Here is an 18,654-nt window from a genome sequence, read left to right as displayed (position 1 = left end):
AATCTGGAATGGACCTCGCCGGCGCGTCGTACTTGGCGGCGGCCGGCGACGGCGAGGCCTTCCTGACGTTCGATCGCCGGTTCGGCTGCGCCGTTTCCGAGGGCTCGGGGCCGCCGGTCCGCATCTTGTCGCGTGACGAAAAAGGGGCCGGACGCTGGCGGCGTCCGGCCCCTTCTCATTCACCCCGGCGCGACTGGCCTAGTTCTCGGTCAGCCAGGCGACGATCTGCTCGGCGGCGTCCTCGGCGGTCATGGCCGTGGTGTCGACGGTGATCTCGGCGTTTTCCGGCTCCTCGTAGGGGGAGTCGATGCCGGTGAAGTTCTTCAGTTCGCCGGCGCGCGCCTTGGCGTAGAGGCCCTTCACGTCGCGCTCTTCGGCGACCGCCAGCGGGGTGGCCACATAGACCTCCACGAACTCGCCGTCCTCCATCAGTTCGCGGGCCATCCGGCGCTCGGCCCGGAAGGGCGAGATGAAGGAGACCAGCACGATCAGGCCGGCGTCGACCATCAGCTTGGAGACCTCGGCCACCCGGCGGATGTTCTCCACACGGTCCTCCTCGGTGAAGCCCAGGTCCTTGTTCAGCCCGTGGCGGACATTGTCGCCGTCGAGCAGGTAGGTGTGGCGGCCGTCGGCCTGCAGGCGCTTCTCGACCAGGTTGGCGATGGTCGACTTGCCGGCGCCCGAGAGGCCGGTCAGCCAGACCACCCGCGCCTTCTGGCCCTTCAGCGCCGAACGCGAGGCCTTGTCGACGTCGGTCGCCTGCCAGTGGATGTTCTGGCTGCGGCGCAGGGCGAAGTGCAGCATGCCCGCGCCGACGGTGCGGTTGCTGATCCGGTCGATCAGGATGAAGCCGCCGAGGGCGTGGTTGTCCTTGTAGGCGTCGAAGGCGATCGGGGCGTCGAGCGAGAGGTTGCAGACGCCGATCTCGTTCAGCTCCAGGCGCTTGGCCGCGAGCTGCTCGAGCGTATTCACGTTCACCTTGTACTTGGGCTCGGTGATGCTGGCGCCCACGGTGCGGGCGCCGATCTTCATCAGATAGGGCCGGCCCGGCAGCATGGCTTCGTCGTCCATCCACACGATGGTCGACTCGAACTGGTCGGCCACCTCCGGGGGCGAGCCGGCGACGGAGAGGACATCGCCGCGGCTGATGTCGATCTCGTCCTTGAGCGTGATGGTCACCGACTGGCCGGCCACCGCACGCGGCAGGTCGCCGGTCATGGTGACGATGCGCTCGACCGTGCTCTCGCGGCCCGAAGGCAGCACCTTGACCCTGTCGCCCGGCGCGACGACGCCGGTGGCCACCAGGCCGGAGAAGCCCCGGAAGTCGAGGTTCGGCCGGTTCACCCACTGGACCGGCATGCGGAAAGGCTTCTCGCGCAGGTCGTCCTCGACCTCCAGCGCCTCCAGGTGAGCCATCAGGGGCGGACCGTCGTACCAGGGCGCGCGGTCGCTCTTCTCGGTGATGTTGTCGCCCTTGAGCGCCGACATCGGGATGGCGGTGAAGGCCTTGATGCCGACCTGGGCGGCGAAGTCGTGGTACTCGGCGACGATGGTGTCGAACACCTCCTGGCTCCAGCCGACCAGGTCCATCTTGTTCACCGCGACGACGACGTGGCGGATGCCCAGCAGATTGACGAGATAGGAGTGCCGGCGCGTCTGGGTCAGCACGCCCTTGCGCGCGTCGATCAGGATGATGGCCGCGTCCGCCGTCGAGGCGCCGGTGACCATGTTGCGCGTGTACTGCTCGTGGCCGGGCGTGTCGGCGACGATGAACTTGCGCTTGTCGGTGGAGAAGAAGCGGTAGGCGACGTCGATGGTGATGCCTTGCTCGCGCTCGGCGGCCAGACCGTCGACCAGGAGGGCGAAGTCGATGTCGCCGCCCTGGGTGCCGACCTTCTTGGAGTCGGCCTCGAGCGCGGCCATCTGGTCCTCGAAGATCATCTTCGAGTCGTAGAGCAGGCGGCCGATCAGGGTGGACTTGCCGTCGTCCACCGACCCGCAGGTCAGGAAACGCAGCAGGCTCTTGTGCTCGTGGGCCTTGAGGTAGGCCTCGATGTCTTCGGCGATGAGGGCGGACTGGTGGGCCATCAGAAGTAACCCTCTTGCTTCTTCTTCTCCATCGAGGCGGCCTGGTCGTGGTCGATGACCCGGCCCTGGCGCTCCGAGGTGGTGGTGAGCAGCATTTCCTGGATGATCTCGGGCAGGGTCGAAGCCGTGCTCTCGACCGCCCCGGTCAGCGGATAGCAGCCGAGCGTGCGGAAGCGGACCGACTTCATCATCGGGGTCTCGCCGTCGCGCAGCGGGAAGCGGTCGTCATCGATCATGATGAGCGCGCCGTCGCGCTCCACCACCGGCCGTTCGGCCGAGAAGTAGAGCGGCACGATCGGGATGTTCTCCAGGTGGATGTATTGCCAGATGTCCAGCTCGGTCCAGTTGGAGATCGGGAAGACGCGGATGCTCTCGCCCTTGTTCTTGCGGGCGTTGTAGAGGTTCCACAGCTCGGGCCGCTGGTTCTTCGGGTCCCAGCGGTGCTGGGCCGAGCGGAACGAGAAGACGCGCTCCTTGGCGCGGGACTTCTCCTCGTCGCGGCGGGCGCCGCCGAAGGCCGCGTCGAAGCCGAACTTGTCGAGCGCCTGCTTCAGGCCCTCGGTCTTCCACATGTCGGTGTGGAGGGCCGAGCCGTGGTCGAAGGGGTTGATCCCCCGCGCGAGCGCTTCCGGGTTCTGGTGGACGAGAAGCTCGAAGCCGAGCTCCTCGGCCATGCGGGCGCGCATCTCGTACATGGCCCGGAACTTCCAGGTCGTGTCCACGTGCAGCAGGGGGAAGGGCGGCTTGGACGGGTAGAAGGCCTTGGCCGCGAGGTGAAGCATCACCGCGGAGTCCTTCCCGATCGAGTACAGCATCACCGGGCGCTCGGCCTCGGCGACGACCTCTCTCATGATGTGGATGCTCTCCGCCTCCAGGCGCTGGAGGTGGGTGAGAGTCTCTTGAGGCAGTCCGTGCGCACGCGCGGACGTGGCGGCCTCGGCTTGGCGGGCGTCCATGACAGTCGAACCTTGCATGAGAGACATCTGGGCCAGATTAGAACTTCGCTCTTACAATAAATCCGCGCGCTACATGCTTGCAGCGTGCGTACTGGCCCTTTGGCGGTCAAATAAGGGACAGCGGCGCCCAAGGCAAGCGCAGGCGCAACCCCCGGTTCAAGTTCCAGGCCAGCCCAGGCCGGCGGTCGCCTGGGGCCACTTAGCCGAAAGGCGTCACATGCGCATGACGCTCCGCGCCCGGATTGAGCAGCGACCTGAAGGTCCGAAATCCGCCAGGACGACAAGGTGGATGTCCGAAAACCGCGAGACAAAGGGGGGCGAGAGGCCGATCCTGCGGTCATGGATCTGGATGACGACGCCTGCTACCGCGCCTTTTCGATGCGCGACGCCCGCCTGGACGGGAAGATCTTCGTCGGCGTGAAGTCGACCGGGGTCTATTGCCGCCCGATCTGCCCGGCGCGCACGCCCCTGCGCAAGAACGTCACCTTCTATCCTTCGGCCGCAGCGGCCCAGGAGGCCGGCTTCCGCCCCTGCCTTCGGTGCCGGCCGGAGACGTCGCCGGACCTCGGCTCCTGGCGCGGCAGCTCCAACACCGTCGCCCGCGCCCTGGCCATGATCGAGGACGGCGCGCTTGACGGCGGCGACGTCGAGGCCCTGGCCGAACGGCTGGGCGTCGGCGGGCGGCAGCTTCGCCGGCTCTTCAAGCTGCACCTCGGCGCATCGCCGGTGGCGGTGGCCCAGACCCGCCGCGTGCTCCTGGCCAAGCAGCTGCTCCAGGAGACGCGCCTGCCCATGGCGGAGGTGGCGCTGGCCGCCGGCTTCGGCAGCGTGCGCCGCTTCAACGAGACCTTCCAGCAGCTGTTCGGACGTCCGCCCGCCGCCCTGCGGCGCAGCGGCGCCGGCGAGGCCGCGGGCGAGGCGGGCGCGGTGACCGTCAGGCTCGCCTACCGGCCGCCCTACGACTGGGACGGCATGCTCGCCTTCCTCGGCCTGCGCGCCATCCCCGGGGTCGAGGCGGTGAGCGGCGGCGTGTATCGGCGCAGTCTCAGCCTCGGCGGCGAGACGGGCGTTGTGTCGGTCTCGCCCGGACCGCGCGACACCCTGCAGGTCGCCGCCCGCTTCTCCCGCCTGACCGTCCTGCCGCAGCTGATCGCTCGCGTGCGCCGGGTCTTCGACCTGGGGGCCGATCCCGTGGCCATCGGCGCCCATCTTTCGAAGGATGCGGCCCTGGCGCCGATGGTCGCCGCCCGGCCGGGGCTGCGTGCGCCGGGCGCCTGGGACGGCTTCGAACTCGCCGTGCGCGCCATACTGGGACAGCAGATCACGGTCGTGGCCGCCCGCAACCTGGCCGGCCGGCTGACCGAACGCTTCGGCGCCCGCCTGCCGCCCGGGCTGGAAGGCGAGGGGCTCACCCATCTGTTCCCGAGCCCGGAGGCGCTGAGCCTGGCCGACCCTGCCAGCCTGTCGATGCCGCTGGCCCGCGGCCGCGCCCTGGTCGGCATGGCCGCGGCCGCGGCCGCGACGCCAGATCTCTTCACGCCGCGCGGATCCCTGGACGACGCCGTCGCGCGCCTGAAGGCCCTGCCGGGCGTCGGCGAGTGGACCGCGCAGTACATCGCCCTGCGCCAGATGCGCGAGCCGGACGCCTTCCCGCACGGAGATGTCGGCCTCATGCGCGCCCTGGTCGGCGCCGACGGGGTGCGCCCCACGGCCGACGAGCTCGCCGCGCGGGCCGAGGCCTGGCGACCCTGGCGGGCCTATGCCGCCCTTCACCTCTGGGCCTCCGAAGGCCCGCCCAACCCAGCCGCGGGCCGCGCGCCCGCCGCCCGCCAGGAGATGCCCCATGGCCAGGACGCCGCCTGAGACGCTCTACACCGCAGCCTTGCCGACGCCGCTCGGCGAGGCGCGCGTGGTCTTCGACCGGGACGGCGTGCTCTGCGCCTTCGACTGGACGAGCCACGAGGCGCGCATGCGCCGGCTGCTGAGGCGCCACCACGGGCCGGCGCAGCCGGAGACGGCCGCCGCGCCGCCGGCGGTCCGCCAGGCTGTGGCGGACTATTTCGACGGACAGGTGGAGGCGCTCGCGCGTCTGGCCTGGCGGACCAACGGAACCGCCTTCCAGCAGGCCGTGTGGCGCGCCCTCTGCGAGATTCCCGCCGGCCGCACCGAAAGCTACGGCCAACTCGCCGCCCGGATTGGCGCGCCGAAGGCGGTGCGCGCCGTGGGCCTGGCCAACGGGGCCAATCCGGTCGGCCTCGTCGTCCCCTGCCACCGGGTGATCGGGGCGGACGGTTCGCTGACGGGCTATGGCGGCGGAATGGAGCGCAAGCGCTGGCTTCTGGCGCACGAGGGCGTGGCGTTGCGGCAGGCCGCCTGAACGTCGATCGGCGGGTTTCCTCCCGAGCTTGACCACGCTAGCTTGCCGCCCCGAGGGACGTCCGGTCCGGAAGGACCTTGGGGGAGTGACATGAAGAGACTGATCTGGGCCGCTGCGGCGGCCGCCACCGCCTGCCTCGCCACGGCCGCCGTCGCGCAGAATTTCGGCCGGCAGCCCTCGGCCATCCTCTATGACGGGCCGAACTTCCAGGGTCGCCAGACGACGATCTACGGCATGGCCACCAACCTGCCGAGCGACTTCAACGACCGCGCCATGAGCGGCCGGTTCCAGGGCCGCTGGCGCATCTGCGAGGATTCCGACTTCCGCGGCCGGTGCCAGGACGTGAGCGGCGACGTGGCCAATATGAACCAGCTGGGCATGGGCGAGCGGATCAGCTCGCTGCAGGCCTACATGTCCGGCGGCTGGGGCCCGCCCGGCGGCGGCAATCAGGGATCCTGGCGGCCCGGCGGCTCCTGGAACGGGCCGAACAACCAGCGTCCGTACGAAGGCACGCGCAACGTCTTCTTCCCGTATCCGACCATGCAGGGCTACGACATCGCCGCAGGGTCGAATTCGGCCAACGCCTTCTGCCGCTCGCAGGGCCTGGGCTCCTCGGCCTACTACGACTCCAGCGAACGGTCGCAGAACGCGGTGGACGGCGACGGCCGCTTCGTCGGACCTTCCAGCGTCCTGCGCGACGTGCTCTGCCGCCGCTACTGACCGGTGCGGCCGGCGGCCGGCGTCACATGACGGAAGTTTCATGTAACGCCGAGTTGCCGGCAAGCCGAGCTTGGCCGATAAGGTGACCGCCTGACTCGTATCGGACACGGGAGAGCTCCGATGCAAACCCTCACCGAGATCGTCGCCGCCGTGGTCGTCCACTCCTCGGCGGTGGCCTACTCGCATTTCGGCGTGACCATCGAACCGCACCAGCCGGAACGTCCGGCGGCGGCGGCGGAGCGCAAGGTCGCGCGTTCGGCCCGGGTGATCCCGGCGACGGCGCCCCAGGGCGGCCTGGCCGCCGCGGCCGATGCTCCGTGCCCGGAAACCCGCGCGCCGCGGCCCGCGGGGGCGACGGCCAAGGTCTAGGTTCCGGGGCGGAATTCCGCCCCCTGCCGTGCGTTTTGGACGCATGGCGGTTTGACTGCGGCCCATTCGACTATAATCCTTGGAAGATAGGGCGCGAGCCGGGCCCAGGGCCTTGGCCTTGCGGGGCGTATTGGCCGCTTGTGACGGGCCGCAGATGAAGATCAAGAACCGGCGCCAGCCGCTGGATTTCCAAAGCCTGACCGACGAGCCGAACGGCTCCCGGACGGAGTCCGACTCCGCCGCCGAGCCGTCCGAGGCGGAGACGGCGCCGGACGCCGGACCGGAGGATCACGACCTGGAACTCACCGATGCGCCGGCCGAGGCGGCGGAGACGGCGCAGGCCGATGTGCGCGCGCCGGCCTTCGATCCGCCGCTGAACCTGCGCGATCCGACCTCCCAGGGGGAGGTCGCCCGTCCGGACGCCCGGACGCCCGTGCGCACGGACGCCGGCGGCCTGCCGGCCCGCGCCGAGGCCGGCGCGCCCCCCGCCTGGCCGGTCTACACGGCCGCAGTGGTGGCGTCCGCGCTCTGGGCGCTGGCGCCCATCGCCTATGCCTGGGGCTATCGCGGCGAGGTCGTTCCGTTCGGCGACGACGCCTTCGCCCTGCTGGTGTTCGCCCTCCTGGCGATCGGTCCGGCCCTGCTGGTCTGGGTCGCCGCCTATGCCGTCCGCCAGGGCCAGAAGCTGGCCGCCGAGGCGCGTCGCACCCAGTTGCTGGCCGACGAACTGGTCTCCCCGGCCCTGATCGCCGCCGGCCGCGCCGGCGACGTGGTCCAGACGGTTCGCGAGGAGATCGTGCGCGCCGGGGAGGCCGCCCAGGAGGCGCGCGACACGCTCGCAGCCCTGCGCGCGGCCCTGGCCGCCGAGACCGAGCAGCTGGTCGAGGCCGCCGCGTCCTCGGCCCGAACCGCCGAGAGCCTGACGCGGGCGCTGTCCTCGGAGCGGTCCGAAATGGCCGCCCTGGCCCAGTCGCTGGACGCCCAGTCGGCCGGCGTCATCGACGCCATCAACCGCCAGGCGCGGATGGTCGCCGAGGCTTCGGACCTGGCCGAGACCCAGCTGCGCGAGGCCGAGGCCTCGCTCGCCGCCCGCGCCGCCGACCTGGCCGCGGCCGCCGGCGAGACGAGCGACGTCGCCCGCACGGCCGGCGAGGATCTGACCCGGCACATCGCCCGCCTGGAGAGCGCCGGCGTCGGCGTCACCGAGCAGATCGGGGCCGTCCAGGCGAGCCTGACCGAACAGCGGGCGGCGCTCGTCACCGTCGCGCACGGCCTGCGCGCCGACCAGGAATCCTTCGCCGCCGAGGCCGAGACCCACACGGCCAAGCTGTCGGAGTTCCTGTCGGAAGCGCGCCTGTCGGCCGTGGAGATGGGCGACCGGGCCATGCGCGGCGCCCAGATGCTACGCGAACTGGTGGCCGAGGCGGCCGAGCAGTTCCGCGACCTGGCCGACGCCGCCCAGGCCGAGCGCGACGCCTTCGGCGAGACCACCCGCCAGTCCTGGGCCGCCCTGTCCGAGGCCGCCGCCGGCGAGCGCGGCAAGCTGGAGGCCCAGACGCGGGCGGCGATCGCGGCCCTGTCCGACGCCGCCGAGGAGACCCGCGCCGCCGCCGCCCGCCACGCCGAGGCCGCCCGCCAGCAGGTGGACCAGCTGTCGGAGGCCGCCTTCGCCGCCGGCCAGCGCGCCGACCAAGTGTTCGAAGGCCGGCTGGAGGAGGCCCGCGCGCTCATCGAACAGTCTGCGAGCCTAGTGGAGGAGGCCGGCGCCCAGACGGTGCGCAAGCTCGAGGCCGGCGCGGAGTCGGCGCGGCGCACGCTGGCCGAGCTCGAGGCCCTGATGCGGGACCTGGACGAACGCGCCGCGGACCTGCCGGCGGCCGCTCGGCAACAGGCCGAGGCGGTGCGCGCGGCGGTCGGCGAGAGCATCGACGACCTGCTGGCGCAGGCCCGCCGCACGGCCGAGGAGACCCAGGCCATCGACGAGGCCTTCCAGGAGCGCGTCAGCCGCAACTACGAAATGCTGAGCGAGGCGGTCCGGCTCATGGGTTCGGTGGCCAGCACGGCGAGCCAGGGCGTGGGCGGGGGCTATACGCCCCTGCGCGACCGGCGGCCGGCCGAGCGGCCGGAGCGCGTGGAACGTCCCGAGCGGACGCGGGATCGGCCCGCCGCACGCGCGCCGGAGCCGCCGCCGGAAGAGCCGCTGGAGCTGAACGAGCCGGCGCCGCGGCCGGCGCGCGCGCCGGAGCGTCGTGGCCCGGCGGCCGACGCCGGCCTGCGCCCGCGCCTTCGCCTGACGCCGACCGCGACGGACGAGGAATTCTCGAACCTCTTCGAGTCCGCCGGCGGTCCTCCCGCGGCCAGGGGCGGCGGCGAGGCCCCCGACGAAGCGGAGAGCGACGGCCTGACCTGGAAGGACCTGCTGGCGGCGATCGACGAACCCGCGCCGGCGCGGCCGAGCGACGAACGCCGCGAGGCCCAGCTTCTGGCCGAGATCGTCGACATGGGCATCGACCCCTCCGCGCTGCTGCCGCGGGGCCGGATCGAGGAGATCGGGGCGGTCATCCAGACCGGAGATCTCGACGGCGCGCGGCAGGTGGTCCGCCGCCTGGCGCCGGCCGCCACCCGCCGCCTGACGCGGCGCCTGTTCACCGACGACCGGCTGAAGGACGAGGCCGGCGCCTATCTGCGGCGCTATCGCGGCATGCTGGACGAGGCGGTCGAGCGCGACGCCGAGGGCTTCATGCTGGCGACCCTGCTGGCCTCGGACGCGGGCCGGGTCTTCCTGCTGCTGGACGCCGCCGCCGGCGACATGATGTGAGCCGGGCGCTTACCGTCGCCGACGAGCGCTGGCCCATCGCCGGCGCCTTCACCATCGCCCGCGGCTCCAAGACCGAGGCCCATGTGGTCGTGGCGCAGATCGCCGAGGCCGGCCATGTCGGGCGGGGCGAAGCGGTGCCCTATGCCCGCTACGGCGAGAGCGTGGCGAGCGTGCTGGCGGAATTCGAAAGCGTTCGCGGCGCGATGGAGGGCGGCGCCGACCGCGACGCCCTGCAGCGCCTGCTGCCGGCCGGCGCGGCGCGCAATGCGCTCGACTGCGCGCTCTGGGACCTGGAGGCCAAGCGGTCGGGGCGCCGCGTCTTCGAACTCGCGGGGCGCGCGCGGCTCGACCCGGTGAAGACCTGCTACACGCTGAGCCTGGCGCCGCCCGAGCAGATGGCGGACGCCGCCCGCGCGGCGGCGCGGCGTCCGATGCTGAAGCTGAAGATCGGCGGGCCCGACGATCTGGACCGCGTGGAGGCGGTGCGGGGCGCCGCTCCGCTGTCGCGGCTGGTGGTGGACGCCAACGAGGCTCTGTCCTTCGACGAGCTGAAGCGCCTGGCGCCGGAGTTCGCGCGGCTGGACGTCAAGCTGATCGAGCAGCCGCTGAAGGCCGGCGAGGACGCCGCGCTGGAGGGCTATGAAAGTCCTGTCCTGCTTTGCGCCGACGAGAGCCTGCACACCCGCGCCGAGCTCGCCGACTGCGCCCGGCGCTACGGGTGCGTGAACATCAAGCTGGACAAGACCGGGGGGCTGACCGAGGCGCTCGCCCTGGCGGACGAAGCGCGTTCGCTCGGGCTGGAGATCATGGCCGGCTGCATGGTCGGCACGTCCCTGGCCATGGCGCCGGCCCTGCTGATCGCGCAAGGGGCGGCCTTCGTCGACCTGGACGGGCCGCTGCTGCTGGCCAGGGACCGCGAGCCGGGCCTGACCTTCGTGGGCTCGATGATCGAGCCGCCGCCGCCGGAGCTGTGGGGCTAGAGCACCACCGCCGAGCCGTTGACGGCGACCATCAGCATCTGACCGTTGGGGCCGATGGCGTGATAGTCGAGGTCGACGCCCACCACCGCGTTGCCGCCGACCTTCTTCGCCTCCTCGGCCAGGGCGGCCAGGGCCTCGGCGCGGGCGCGGGCGAGCACCCGCTCATAGCCCTTGGAGCGGCCGCCGAAGAAGTCCCGCAGGGCGGACATCAGGTCGAGGACGACGTTGGCGCCCAGGATCGCCTGGGCCGAAACCATGCCCAGATGCTGGCGGACGGGGCGTCCTTCGATGAAGTCTGTGGTGACGATCAGGATGTCGGGTTCGCGCGCCATGGCCTAGACATAAGGTTAATCTGCGACGGCTGCGATGCGGAATCGCGTCAGGCGCGAGGGAAGCTGCGCCTTGCCGACGCCGAGGGGCGAAATGTCGCCGAACCGCTTCAAGGTTAAGCCTGCTTGGTCCAAAGTGCCCCGACCCTTCGGAGCCGCCGCATGATCCTCGCCCGATCGCACATCGAGCTGCACAACATCCGCGCCAGCATCGAGCGGACGAAGCGGCTGTCGGACAATGTCATCAAGATCGGGCCCGTGGGCGTGGGCCTCGACGGCCTGCTCACCTGGATCCCCTGGGCCGGCGGCCTCTACAGCTTCGGCGCGGGGGTCGTGCTGCTGCTGGACGGCTTCCGCGCCCGCTGCGCGCCCATGGTGTTGCTGGAGGCGACCATGGTGCTTCTGGCCGACCTGGCCATCGGCATCGCCCCGGTGCCGGGCGGGCTCGGCAAGCTCGCCGACGTGCTCTTCTCCGGTCACAAGTGGGCGGCCGACCTGATGCTCAAGCATATGGAAGAGACCATCTACTTCGAGGGCTCGCGCAAGGATGTCGCAAACAGCCCCGAGTACCGGGAGATCCTGGCCCGCATCAAGGAGGGCAAGGAACGCCGGCGGGTCGTATTCCTGGGCTAGGGCGGAGCTTGTTCGCAGGCGGAGCGTTGAGAGCGCATGGCAAGCAGGGATAGCGCGCACCGCGCCTGGCGCTCGGCCGAACGCATCAAGCGGCTCTCGGACCGGGTGATCGGGATCGGGCCCTTGGGGCTTGGTCTGGACGGCGTTCTGGCCTGGGTGCCCGTGGCCGGCACGGTCTACAGCGTCGGGGCCGGCGGCCTCCTCCTGTTCGAGGGGATGCGCGCCGGCGCTTCGGCCGCGACCCTGGCCCGGATGGCGGCCTATCTGGTGGCCGACTCCGCCAGCTCCACCGTCCCCATCGCCGGCTGGGCGGTGGACACTCTGTTCCCCGGCCACCTGATGGCGGCCAAGGCGCTGCAGAAGGACATCGAAAAGCGCCACGGCCCCTCGGTCCTGCCCGACAGCTGGGACCGGAGGAAGAAGCCGCGAGCCGGACGGCGTGGGATGCGGGTGCGGTAGGAGCCTGTTATCCCGAAAACGGGATAGTGTTCCAAATTATCCCATTAGAGGGCTACAAGGCCTCTCTATCCCTCGCTAGGGTGAGCTCCATGAAGGCTTGCGCCGAACTTTCCCTGAGCCCGGCTCACGAAGTCACCCACGCGGTCGTCATGGGCGACCTGATCGCGAGCGAGGACGCGACCACCGTGCGCGCGTTGCATGCACGGTTCAACGCCGCCATCGACTGGGCCAATCGCAGCGGCGGGGCAGGCGTGATGTCCCCGCTGACGATCACCCTCGGCGACGAGTTCCAGGGGGTGGCGGCGACGCTGCAAGGCGGGCTTCAGCTCATCCGCGGCCTGCGCGCGCGACTGCTGGCCGACGACATACCCTGCCGCTTCGTCCTGGGCGCCGTCCGCCTGGAGACCCCGGTCAACCCGGCGCGGGCCTGGAACATGATGGGCCAGGGCCTCGCCGCCAGCCGTCGACGGCTGGAGGACAAGCGCGACCCCAACGCCTACCGCTTCGAGATCCCCGTGGATCCGGCCGTCCAGGGACTGATGGACGCGCTGGGCGCGGGGCTCACGGATATCGAGACGGGCTGGACCGATCGCCAGCGCCAGGTCGTCCTCGCCTCCCAGGCGGAGGCGGCCGCGCCGCTGGCCGCGCGGCTGGGGATGTCCGTCCAGACCCTCTACAAGATCCGGCGGGCCGGTCGGTACGACCTCTACGAGCGCCAGTGGGGGGCGCTCATGGCCATGACCGGCCGCCTTGACCAGGTTCTGGGCCTGACGACGCCATGAGCGGACCGCTGCTCCACAGCCTGGCCGCCGCCGCCGTCGCGCTCCTGCTGCTGACCTGGGGCGGCAACCTGGCGTGCCAGCTTCTTCTGAGGTGGAGCGGCCTGCGCGCCGCCCGCAGCGCCGGTGCGGCGGCGGATGACGCCGAGGCCGCGACGGCGCCGCGCGTGGGCCGGATGATCGGCCACCTGGAACGGCTGGCCATCGCCGGCGGCCTCGTCGTCGGGGCCTGGGAGGTGCTGGTCGCGGTGGTGGCGCTGAAGAGCGTGGCCCGCTTCAAGGACCTGGAGGAGAAGCTGAACGCGGAATACTTCCTGGTCGGCTCGCTCTTCAGCGTGCTTTGGGCCGTGCTCGTCACCCTGGCCTGGCGGGCCTATGACGCCCGCCTGGGCCTCGACCTCGCGGCTCGGCTGGCGGGGTTTTAGCGGGAAGTCGGCGCCGCGGCGTCCCGGAACTGGAGCGATGAGCTTGCGACTGCGCCAGGTCTCGATCGGAGAGTTCGTGGCCGCCGCAGGCGGTGAGCCGCGCTTTCGGGCCAAGCTGAAGCTTAGCCAAACCGCTCGCGCGGACCTGCGCACGGACACCGTCAGGCAGGCCAGCCTGCTTTGCCTCGCCGACGGCGAAGACGCCTTCTTCCTCTTCAATTGGTTCGTCGGCGGCGACGTCTGGAACCCTGAGACGGGCGACTGCACCGACTCCATCTGGGAAACGGTCGTGCTTCGCGCCACCGCCGATGCGTTTGAGGCGATCCCGACGGGACCTGACAGCACGTATCGGCTCCAGTGGCCAGGAGGCTTGGTCCAGTGGGCGATCGTGCCAGTGGAGCCCTTCACCCATCTCGGCGAGCCTATGGTGTTCAGCGTGGGCCGAGCGTCCGTCCACATCACGAGCTACGACGGTCGGGCGTGCGAGTTCATCACCGAGCTTGAACTCCCCAGCGCAACGGGCGAGTGGCGGTGGGAGCGGACCGCCTCGCCGTCAACTTTCGTCCTCACCCGGGCCTCAGAGACGGTGTGAGCGCTTGAAGCGCTACCCCTGAGCCGCGTTCAGCTGGGCGTAGCCGAGTTCCTCGTTCATCCGCTCCAGGACCTCGATCGCGCTTTCGGGGATGACGGTGCCCGGCGGGAAGATGGCGGCGACGCCCATGTCGCGCAGGGCCTGGAAGTCCTCGGGCGGGATGACGCCGCCCACCACCACCAGAATGTCGGGACGGCCCAGGCGGGCGAGTTCGGCCTTGAGTTCGGGCACCAGGGTCAGGTGGCCGGCGGCGAGCGAGCTGGCGCCGACGACATGGACGTTCCCCTCCACCGCCTGGGCCGCGGCCTCGGCCGGCGTCTGGAAGAGGTCGCCGATGTCGACCTCGAAGCCCAGGTCGGCGAAGCCGGAGGCGATCACCTTCTGACCGCGGTCGTGGCCGTCCTGGCCCATCTTGGCGATCATCACCTTGGGGCGGCGGCCGTCGGCCTGGGCGAAGGCCTCGACCATGGACCGGGCGCGGGCGGCGGCGGGCGTCTCGCCGGCCTCGCGCAGATAGACGCCGCGGACGGCGTCGGCGCGGGCCTTGTGGCGGCCGAAGACCTTTTCCAGCGCGTCGCTGATCTCCCCCACCGTGGCCTTGGCGCGGGCGGCGGCGACGGAGAGCTCGAGCAGGTTGCCCTTGCCGGCCGCGCCGTTGGTGAGGGCGGTGAGCGCCGCTTCGACCGCGGCGGGATCGCGCTCGGCGCGGAGCCTTTCGAGCTTTTCGAGCTGGCGCTGGCGCACGGCGGTGTTGTCCACCTTCAGCACCGGGATCTCGTCGGGCGTGGCCGAGCGATAGCGGTTCACGCCGACGACGCTCTGGACGCCGGAGTCGATGCGCGCCTGGGTGCGGGCGCTGGCCTCCTCGATGCGGCGCTTGGGCAGGCCGTCCTCGATCGCCTTGGCCATGCCGCCCAGGGCCTCGACCTCGGCGATGTGGGCGCGGGCCCGTTCGGCGAGGTCGGCGGTCAGGCGCTCCACATAGTAGGAGCCGCCCCAGGGGTCGATGACGCGGGTCTGGCCGCTCTCCAGCTGCAGGAAGAGCTGGGTGTTGCGGGCGATGCGGGCGGAGAAGTCCGTCGGCAGGGCGAGCGCCTCGTCCAGCGAATTGGTGTGCAGGCTCTGGGTCTGGCCGCCGGTGGCGGCCATGGCCTCGACGCAGGTGCGGGCGACATTGTTGAACACGTCCTGGGCCGCCAGGCTCCAGCCGCTGGTCTGGGTGTGCGCCCGCAGGGACAGCGAGCGGGGGTCCTTCGGGTCGAACTCGGCCTTCATCAGCTCGGCCCAGAGCAGGCGGCCGGCGCGCTGCTTGGCGATCTCCATGAAGGCGTTCATGCCCGCATTCCAGAAGAAGGAGAGGCGGGGGGCGAACTTGTCGACGCTCATGCCCGCGGCCACGCCGGCCCGGACATATTCGATCCCGTCGGCCAGGGTGTAGGCCAGCTCCAGGTCCAGCGTCGCCCCGGCCTCCTGGATGTGATAGCCGGAGATGGAGATCGAGTTGAACCTCGGCATCTCCGCCGAAGTATATGAAAAGATGTCGGAAATGATCCGCATCGAAGGCGCGGGCGGGTAGATGTAGGTGTTCCGGACCAGGAACTCCTTGAGGATGTCGTTCTGGATCGTGCCCGACAGCTTGGCGTGCGGCACGCCCTGTTCCTCGGCCGCCACGATGTAGAGGGCCATGACCGGCAGCACCGCGCCGTTCATGGTCATGGACACGCTCATCTCGTCCAGCGGAATGCCGTCGAACAGGGTGCGCATGTCGAGGATGGAGTCGATGGCCACGCCGGCCATGCCGACGTCGCCGACCACGCGCGGATGGTCGGAATCGTAGCCCCGGTGGGTGGCGAGATCGAAGGCCACCGACAGGCCCTTCTGACCGGCCGCCAGGTTGCGGCGGTAGAAGGCGTTGGAATCCTCGGCCGTGGAGAAGCCGGCATACTGCCGGATCGTCCAGGGATTGGTGGCGTACATGGTCGGATAGGGCCCGCGCAGGAAGGGCGCGAGGCCGGGGAAGCCGTCCAGGGCCGCGAGGCCTTCGAGGTCGCCCGGGCCATAGGCCGGCTTGACGGCGACGCCTTCGGGCGTGGCCCAGGGCTCGCCGGCGGGCGCGGACGCCGCGCCGACGTCTTCGAAGGGGACCTGGCTGAAGTCGGGGAAGGCGCTCATCGGGCGGCCTCCGTCTCGAAGGGCTCGGCGAGCCGGATGGGGGCGAGCGGCGGGCAGCGGCCGTCGGGGCCGGGCAGGCGCGGGGAGGGCGCAGCCACGGCCTGGGCCGTCGCATGTTCGACCTCCACCGCCTCGTCCGTGGCCGGCGGGAAGCGGGTGACGCCGACGATGGCCGGATCGCCGGCCGCGGCGCGGGTCTGGCGGGCGGTCTCCACCTCCGCGGCGACGTGGCCGGCGGTGAGTGCGGAGATCACGCCGCCGAGGCCCTCGATCATCTGGAAGGCGCTCCAGGCGGCCCGGGCGAACTGCTCGGTCATGGCCTCCACATAGCCGGCGCCGGCGGCCGGATCGGCGACGCGGCCGATATGGGCCTCTTCCATGAGGACGAGCTGGGTGTTGCGGCTCTGGCGGCGGGCGAGCGGGCTGGGCAGGCCGAGCGCGTCGGTGAAGCAGCCCAGCGCCACCGCATCGGCCCCGCCGACCGCCGCCCCGAAGCCGGCCGCGGTGAGGCGTAGCATGTTGGTCCAGGGATCGCGGCGGGTGAGCATGCGGCGCGAGGCGCGCGCCTCGATCCGCGCCGGCCCGGCGGCGCCGCAGGCCTCGGTCAGCCGCGCCCAGACGCGCCGGGCGGCGCGCAGCTTGGCGATGGTCAGAAAGTAGTCGGCGTCGGCGGAAAGCCCGAGCGTGATGCGGGAAAACGCCTCCTCCATCCCCATGCCGGCCCGGACCATGGCCTTGGCGTAGGCGAGCGCGGCGGCCGCGGCGAAGGCGATCTCCAGGGCCTCGCCGCCGCCGGCCTCGTGGACGACGCGGCCGGAGGCGAGGAAGAGCTGGGCCCTGGGATAGGTCTGGGCGTGGCGGGCCGCGGCCCCGGCGGCGGCGAAGAGGTGCGCCTCGATCGGGCCCGGGCTCTCGCCGGCCTGGGCGAAGGTGCTCAACGGGTCGAGATGGAAGGCGAGCAGGGCGCCGGGCGAGGCTTTGGCCGCGGCGCTCAGCCAGTCGGCGGCCGCGACGCCCAGGAAGCCGGCGTCGAGCGCAACGGGAGCGGCCTCCAGCACCACGCCGTCGAGGAGCTGGGCGAGCCCCTCGGCCGAACCGACGGCGACGCCATCGGCGCCTTGCGGGTCGAGCTTCAGCAGCACCGAGGCCGCGCCGCCCTCGAGGTCGGCCAGCAGGTCGGCCCTGGCGCGGACGGCGTCGGGGTGGCGCGCCACGGTGCGCACGTCCCAGGCCCGCTCGGCGTCGAACGGGCGGAAGAGGCCGGCCGCCGGGCTCATCGCCGGCGGATAGAGCGGCGCGATCGCCAGCCCCTCCGCCGTGGCGGTGTTGAGGGAGTCGAACGGCTTTCCGCCCAGGGTCTTTTCGACGAGGGCGCGCCAGTCCTGCGGCGAGGCGGGCGGGAATTCGGGGGCGGTGGAGCGAGCTTCGGCCATCGGCCCTCTGATGAGCCGCGCAGCCGATGAGCGTCAAGAGCGACGCTAGGGCGCCCTGACCTTGCGGAAGCCGCGCTTCGGAACGGAGCCGTGTTCGCGGTTGTTCATGTGGCTGAACCGGAGGACTGGGGAGATCCATGGAAAACTTCGACTACAGCGGCGACTCCGTCGCCTACTGGGCCTGGCGCGTCGCCGCCGCGGCCCTGATCGTCATCGTGGCCCATTTCGTCGCGAAGGGCGTGCAGTGGGGCATGGCCAGGCTGATTGACCGGTTCCCCGGCGCGGCCAGCCACAATCGCGACCGGCAGCCCAAGGAGACGCTGGGCTATCAGCTCGGCCAGCTCGGCTACTGGCTGGTCCTGCTGATCGGAGTCATTGCGGCGCTGAGCGTGCTGCAGCTGACGGGCGTGGTGGGGCCGCTGAACAGCCTGACCATGGGCGTCCTGTCCTATGTGCCGAACATCGTCGGCGCGGCGGTCATCTTCTTCGTCGGGCTGGTCGTCGCCACCCTCGCACGGCGCGTGGTGGAGGCGGCCCTCAGCGCCGCCCGCGTGGACCACTGGCTCGACCGCGCGGGCCTCGGCCGCCTGACCGGAGCGGCCAATCTCGGCCGCACGGCGGGGCTTCTGGTCTTCGTGCTGATCATCATCCCGGTGACGATCGCCGCCCTGGAGCAGCTGGGCATCGCGGCCATCTCCGAGCCGGCGGTGGCCGTGCTGGCGGTCGTGCTGGACGCCATTCCGCGCGTGCTGGCCGCCGTCATCGTGCTGGCCATCGCCTATGTGATCGGCCGCTGGGTGGCGAGCCTGGTGGAGCAGATCCTGCCCTCCTTCGGCTTCGACCGCAGTCTGCAGGGCCTGTGGATGACCGGTTCGGCGCCGACGGTGGTCGACACGCCGGCGGATGCGCCGGTGGACCAGCAGGCCGTGGCCGAGGCCTCGGCCGACCCCACCGCCCCGGCGGCGCCGGCCGCGACGGCGCTGACCCCGTCCAAGGTCGCAGCGCGCCTGGTGCTGGTGGCCATCATGCTGTTCTCCGCCGTGGAGGCCGCACGTCTGCTGTCCTTCCTGGCCATCGCCGAGATGCTGGAGGACGTCCTCTACCTGGCCGGCCAGGTGCTGTTCGGCGCGGTGATCATCACCGTCGGCGTCATGATCGCCAACTTCCTGGCCCGGCTGATCGACCGCTCCACCGGCGGGGCGGACGGCTTCGCCTCCACCATCGTGCGCTGGGCGACCATCGCGCTCGCCACAGCCATGGGCCTGCGTTTCATGGGCATCGCCGACGAGATCGTGATCCTGGCCTTCGGCCTGATCCTGGGCTCGGCGGCGGTGGCCGCGGCCATCGCCTTCGGGATCGGCGGCCGGCAGACGGCCCATCGCCTGCTGGAGCGCTGGACGAGCCAGGCCGAGCGCGGCCGCGGCCCGCCGCCGCCGGTCTAGGTTCTGAACCCATAAAGCTTGCTGGTTGAGGGCGACGCTGATTCAAGGCTTCCGAAAGGAGCTTGAGATGGCGCGCTACGAC

At 71.4% G+C, this 18,654-nt stretch carries 17 protein-coding genes; 12 read left to right on the top strand and 5 right to left on the bottom strand.

The annotated features are described in order from the left end of the window. Positions 1-198: 198 nt before the first annotated feature. Together cysN and cysD are read right to left on the bottom strand one after the other, a co-directional pair. Positions 199-2,088 (bottom strand): sulfate adenylyltransferase subunit CysN, encoded by a 1,890-nt coding sequence (cysN, locus tag H2041_RS18385; RefSeq protein ID WP_293415227.1) that lies wholly within the window; start codon positions 2,086-2,088, stop codon positions 199-201. After that, entirely contained in the window at positions 2,088-3,044 is a 957-nt protein-coding gene (cysD, locus tag H2041_RS18380; protein ID WP_293415225.1) for a sulfate adenylyltransferase subunit CysD, read from the bottom strand. The genes cysN and cysD overlap by 1 nt, the downstream gene beginning before the upstream one ends. 339 nt (positions 3,045-3,383) lie before the next feature. Between cysD and H2041_RS18375 the strand changes: the two genes are divergently transcribed. The 6 genes from H2041_RS18375 (at position 3,384) to dgcA (ending at position 10,308) form a co-directional block, all read left to right on the top strand. Beyond that, positions 3,384-4,907, top strand: a complete 1,524-nt coding sequence (locus H2041_RS18375; protein ID WP_293415223.1) for a DNA-3-methyladenine glycosylase 2 family protein — start codon at positions 3,384-3,386, stop codon at positions 4,905-4,907. Continuing rightward, complete coding sequence (locus H2041_RS18370; RefSeq protein ID WP_293415221.1) at positions 4,888-5,421, top strand: methylated-DNA--[protein]-cysteine S-methyltransferase; 534 nt, start codon at positions 4,888-4,890, stop codon at positions 5,419-5,421. Before H2041_RS18375 ends, H2041_RS18370 begins: the two co-directional genes overlap by 20 nt. Before the next feature lie 90 nt (positions 5,422-5,511). Further along, positions 5,512-6,141: a beta/gamma crystallin-related protein gene (locus tag H2041_RS18365; RefSeq protein ID WP_293415219.1), complete on the top strand. Its 630-nt coding sequence runs from the start codon at positions 5,512-5,514 to the stop codon at positions 6,139-6,141. A 120-nt stretch (positions 6,142-6,261) separates the two neighbouring features. Continuing rightward, positions 6,262-6,510 carry a hypothetical protein gene (locus H2041_RS18360; RefSeq protein WP_293415217.1) on the top strand — a complete coding sequence of 83 codons (249 nt, stop codon included), beginning with the start codon at positions 6,262-6,264 and terminating at the stop codon, positions 6,508-6,510. Positions 6,511-6,664: 154 nt separating this feature from the next. Then, positions 6,665-9,328, top strand: coding sequence for a polar localization protein TipN (locus H2041_RS18355; RefSeq protein WP_293415215.1), 2,664 nt, complete (start codon positions 6,665-6,667; stop codon positions 9,326-9,328). Beyond that, on the top strand, positions 9,325-10,308 hold the full coding sequence (dgcA, locus tag H2041_RS18350) for an N-acetyl-D-Glu racemase DgcA (RefSeq protein ID WP_293415213.1): 984 nt from the start codon (positions 9,325-9,327) through the stop codon (positions 10,306-10,308). Before H2041_RS18355 ends, dgcA begins: the two co-directional genes overlap by 4 nt. On the opposite strand, the gene H2041_RS18345 is transcribed toward dgcA, so the two are convergent. Beyond that, the gene (locus H2041_RS18345) at positions 10,305-10,640 is read right to left on the bottom strand and encodes a YbjQ family protein (protein WP_293415211.1); all 336 of its coding nucleotides are present in this window, start codon (positions 10,638-10,640) and stop codon (positions 10,305-10,307) included. The two genes, dgcA and H2041_RS18345, sit on opposite strands and share 4 nt — an antisense overlap. A gap of 159 nt (positions 10,641-10,799) precedes the next feature. Between H2041_RS18345 and H2041_RS18340 the strand changes: the two genes are divergently transcribed. The 5 genes from H2041_RS18340 to H2041_RS18320 all read left to right on the top strand — a co-directional run bounded on the left by H2041_RS18340 (position 10,800) and on the right by H2041_RS18320 (position 13,525). Continuing rightward, on the top strand, positions 10,800-11,270 hold the full coding sequence (locus H2041_RS18340) for a DUF4112 domain-containing protein (protein WP_293415209.1): 471 nt from the start codon (positions 10,800-10,802) through the stop codon (positions 11,268-11,270). 36 nt (positions 11,271-11,306) lie between these two features. After that, positions 11,307-11,729 carry a DUF4112 domain-containing protein gene (locus H2041_RS18335; protein ID WP_293415207.1) on the top strand — a complete coding sequence of 141 codons (423 nt, stop codon included), beginning with the start codon at positions 11,307-11,309 and terminating at the stop codon, positions 11,727-11,729. An 89-nt stretch (positions 11,730-11,818) separates the two neighbouring features. Beyond that, complete coding sequence (locus H2041_RS18330; protein ID WP_293415205.1) at positions 11,819-12,511, top strand: SatD family protein; 693 nt, start codon at positions 11,819-11,821, stop codon at positions 12,509-12,511. Continuing rightward, a complete protein-coding gene (locus tag H2041_RS18325) occupies positions 12,508-12,933 on the top strand; it encodes a hypothetical protein (RefSeq protein ID WP_293415203.1) in 426 nt (141 codons plus the stop codon). The genes H2041_RS18330 and H2041_RS18325 overlap by 4 nt, the downstream gene beginning before the upstream one ends. 43 nt (positions 12,934-12,976) lie before the next feature. Further along, entirely contained in the window at positions 12,977-13,525 is a 549-nt protein-coding gene (locus H2041_RS18320; protein WP_293415201.1) for a hypothetical protein, read from the top strand. A gap of 12 nt (positions 13,526-13,537) precedes the next feature. Here H2041_RS18320 and scpA read toward each other — a convergent pair whose 3' ends face one another. Then, on the bottom strand, positions 13,538-15,697 hold the full coding sequence (scpA, locus tag H2041_RS18315) for a methylmalonyl-CoA mutase (protein WP_293415199.1): 2,160 nt from the start codon (positions 15,695-15,697) through the stop codon (positions 13,538-13,540). Then, entirely contained in the window at positions 15,694-17,130 is a 1,437-nt protein-coding gene (locus H2041_RS18310; RefSeq protein WP_293415197.1) for a methylmalonyl-CoA mutase family protein, read from the bottom strand. The genes scpA and H2041_RS18310 overlap by 4 nt, the downstream gene beginning before the upstream one ends. A 137-nt stretch (positions 17,131-17,267) precedes the next feature. Between H2041_RS18310 and H2041_RS18305 the strand changes: the two genes are divergently transcribed. Then, positions 17,268-18,572 (top strand): mechanosensitive ion channel, encoded by a 1,305-nt coding sequence (locus H2041_RS18305; RefSeq protein ID WP_293415195.1) that lies wholly within the window; start codon positions 17,268-17,270, stop codon positions 18,570-18,572. Positions 18,573-18,654: the final 82 nt, after the last annotated feature.

The organism is Phenylobacterium sp. (assembly GCF_013911965.1).
GTDB lineage: Bacteria > Pseudomonadota > Alphaproteobacteria > Caulobacterales > Caulobacteraceae > Phenylobacterium.
Note: the sequence above shows the minus strand (reverse complement) of the source record. Positions and strands in the feature narration are given on the sequence as shown.

What these genes read in the sequence shown, in the direction of transcription:
- H2041_RS18340 (WP_293415209.1), top strand. Translation starts at nt 10,800, where the DNA reads ATGATCCTCGCCCGATCGCACATCGAGCTGCACAACATCCGCGCCAGC.
- cysN (WP_293415227.1), bottom strand. Translation starts at nt 2,088, where the DNA reads ATGGCCCACCAGTCCGCCCTCATCGCCGAAGACATCGAGGCCTACCTC.
- H2041_RS18360 (WP_293415217.1), top strand. Translation starts at nt 6,262, where the DNA reads ATGCAAACCCTCACCGAGATCGTCGCCGCCGTGGTCGTCCACTCCTCG.
- H2041_RS18325 (WP_293415203.1), top strand. Translation starts at nt 12,508, where the DNA reads ATGAGCGGACCGCTGCTCCACAGCCTGGCCGCCGCCGCCGTCGCGCTC.
- H2041_RS18365 (WP_293415219.1), top strand. Translation starts at nt 5,512, where the DNA reads ATGAAGAGACTGATCTGGGCCGCTGCGGCGGCCGCCACCGCCTGCCTC.
- H2041_RS18335 (WP_293415207.1), top strand. Translation starts at nt 11,307, where the DNA reads ATGGCAAGCAGGGATAGCGCGCACCGCGCCTGGCGCTCGGCCGAACGC.
- H2041_RS18330 (WP_293415205.1), top strand. Translation starts at nt 11,819, where the DNA reads ATGAAGGCTTGCGCCGAACTTTCCCTGAGCCCGGCTCACGAAGTCACC.
- H2041_RS18375 (WP_293415223.1), top strand. Translation starts at nt 3,384, where the DNA reads ATGGATCTGGATGACGACGCCTGCTACCGCGCCTTTTCGATGCGCGAC.
- H2041_RS18345 (WP_293415211.1), bottom strand. Translation starts at nt 10,640, where the DNA reads ATGGCGCGCGAACCCGACATCCTGATCGTCACCACAGACTTCATCGAA.
- H2041_RS18370 (WP_293415221.1), top strand. Translation starts at nt 4,888, where the DNA reads ATGGCCAGGACGCCGCCTGAGACGCTCTACACCGCAGCCTTGCCGACG.
- scpA (WP_293415199.1), bottom strand. Translation starts at nt 15,697, where the DNA reads ATGAGCGCCTTCCCCGACTTCAGCCAGGTCCCCTTCGAAGACGTCGGC.
- H2041_RS18355 (WP_293415215.1), top strand. Translation starts at nt 6,665, where the DNA reads ATGAAGATCAAGAACCGGCGCCAGCCGCTGGATTTCCAAAGCCTGACC.
- H2041_RS18305 (WP_293415195.1), top strand. Translation starts at nt 17,268, where the DNA reads ATGGAAAACTTCGACTACAGCGGCGACTCCGTCGCCTACTGGGCCTGG.
- H2041_RS18310 (WP_293415197.1), bottom strand. Translation starts at nt 17,130, where the DNA reads ATGGCCGAAGCTCGCTCCACCGCCCCCGAATTCCCGCCCGCCTCGCCG.
- cysD (WP_293415225.1), bottom strand. Translation starts at nt 3,044, where the DNA reads ATGGACGCCCGCCAAGCCGAGGCCGCCACGTCCGCGCGTGCGCACGGA.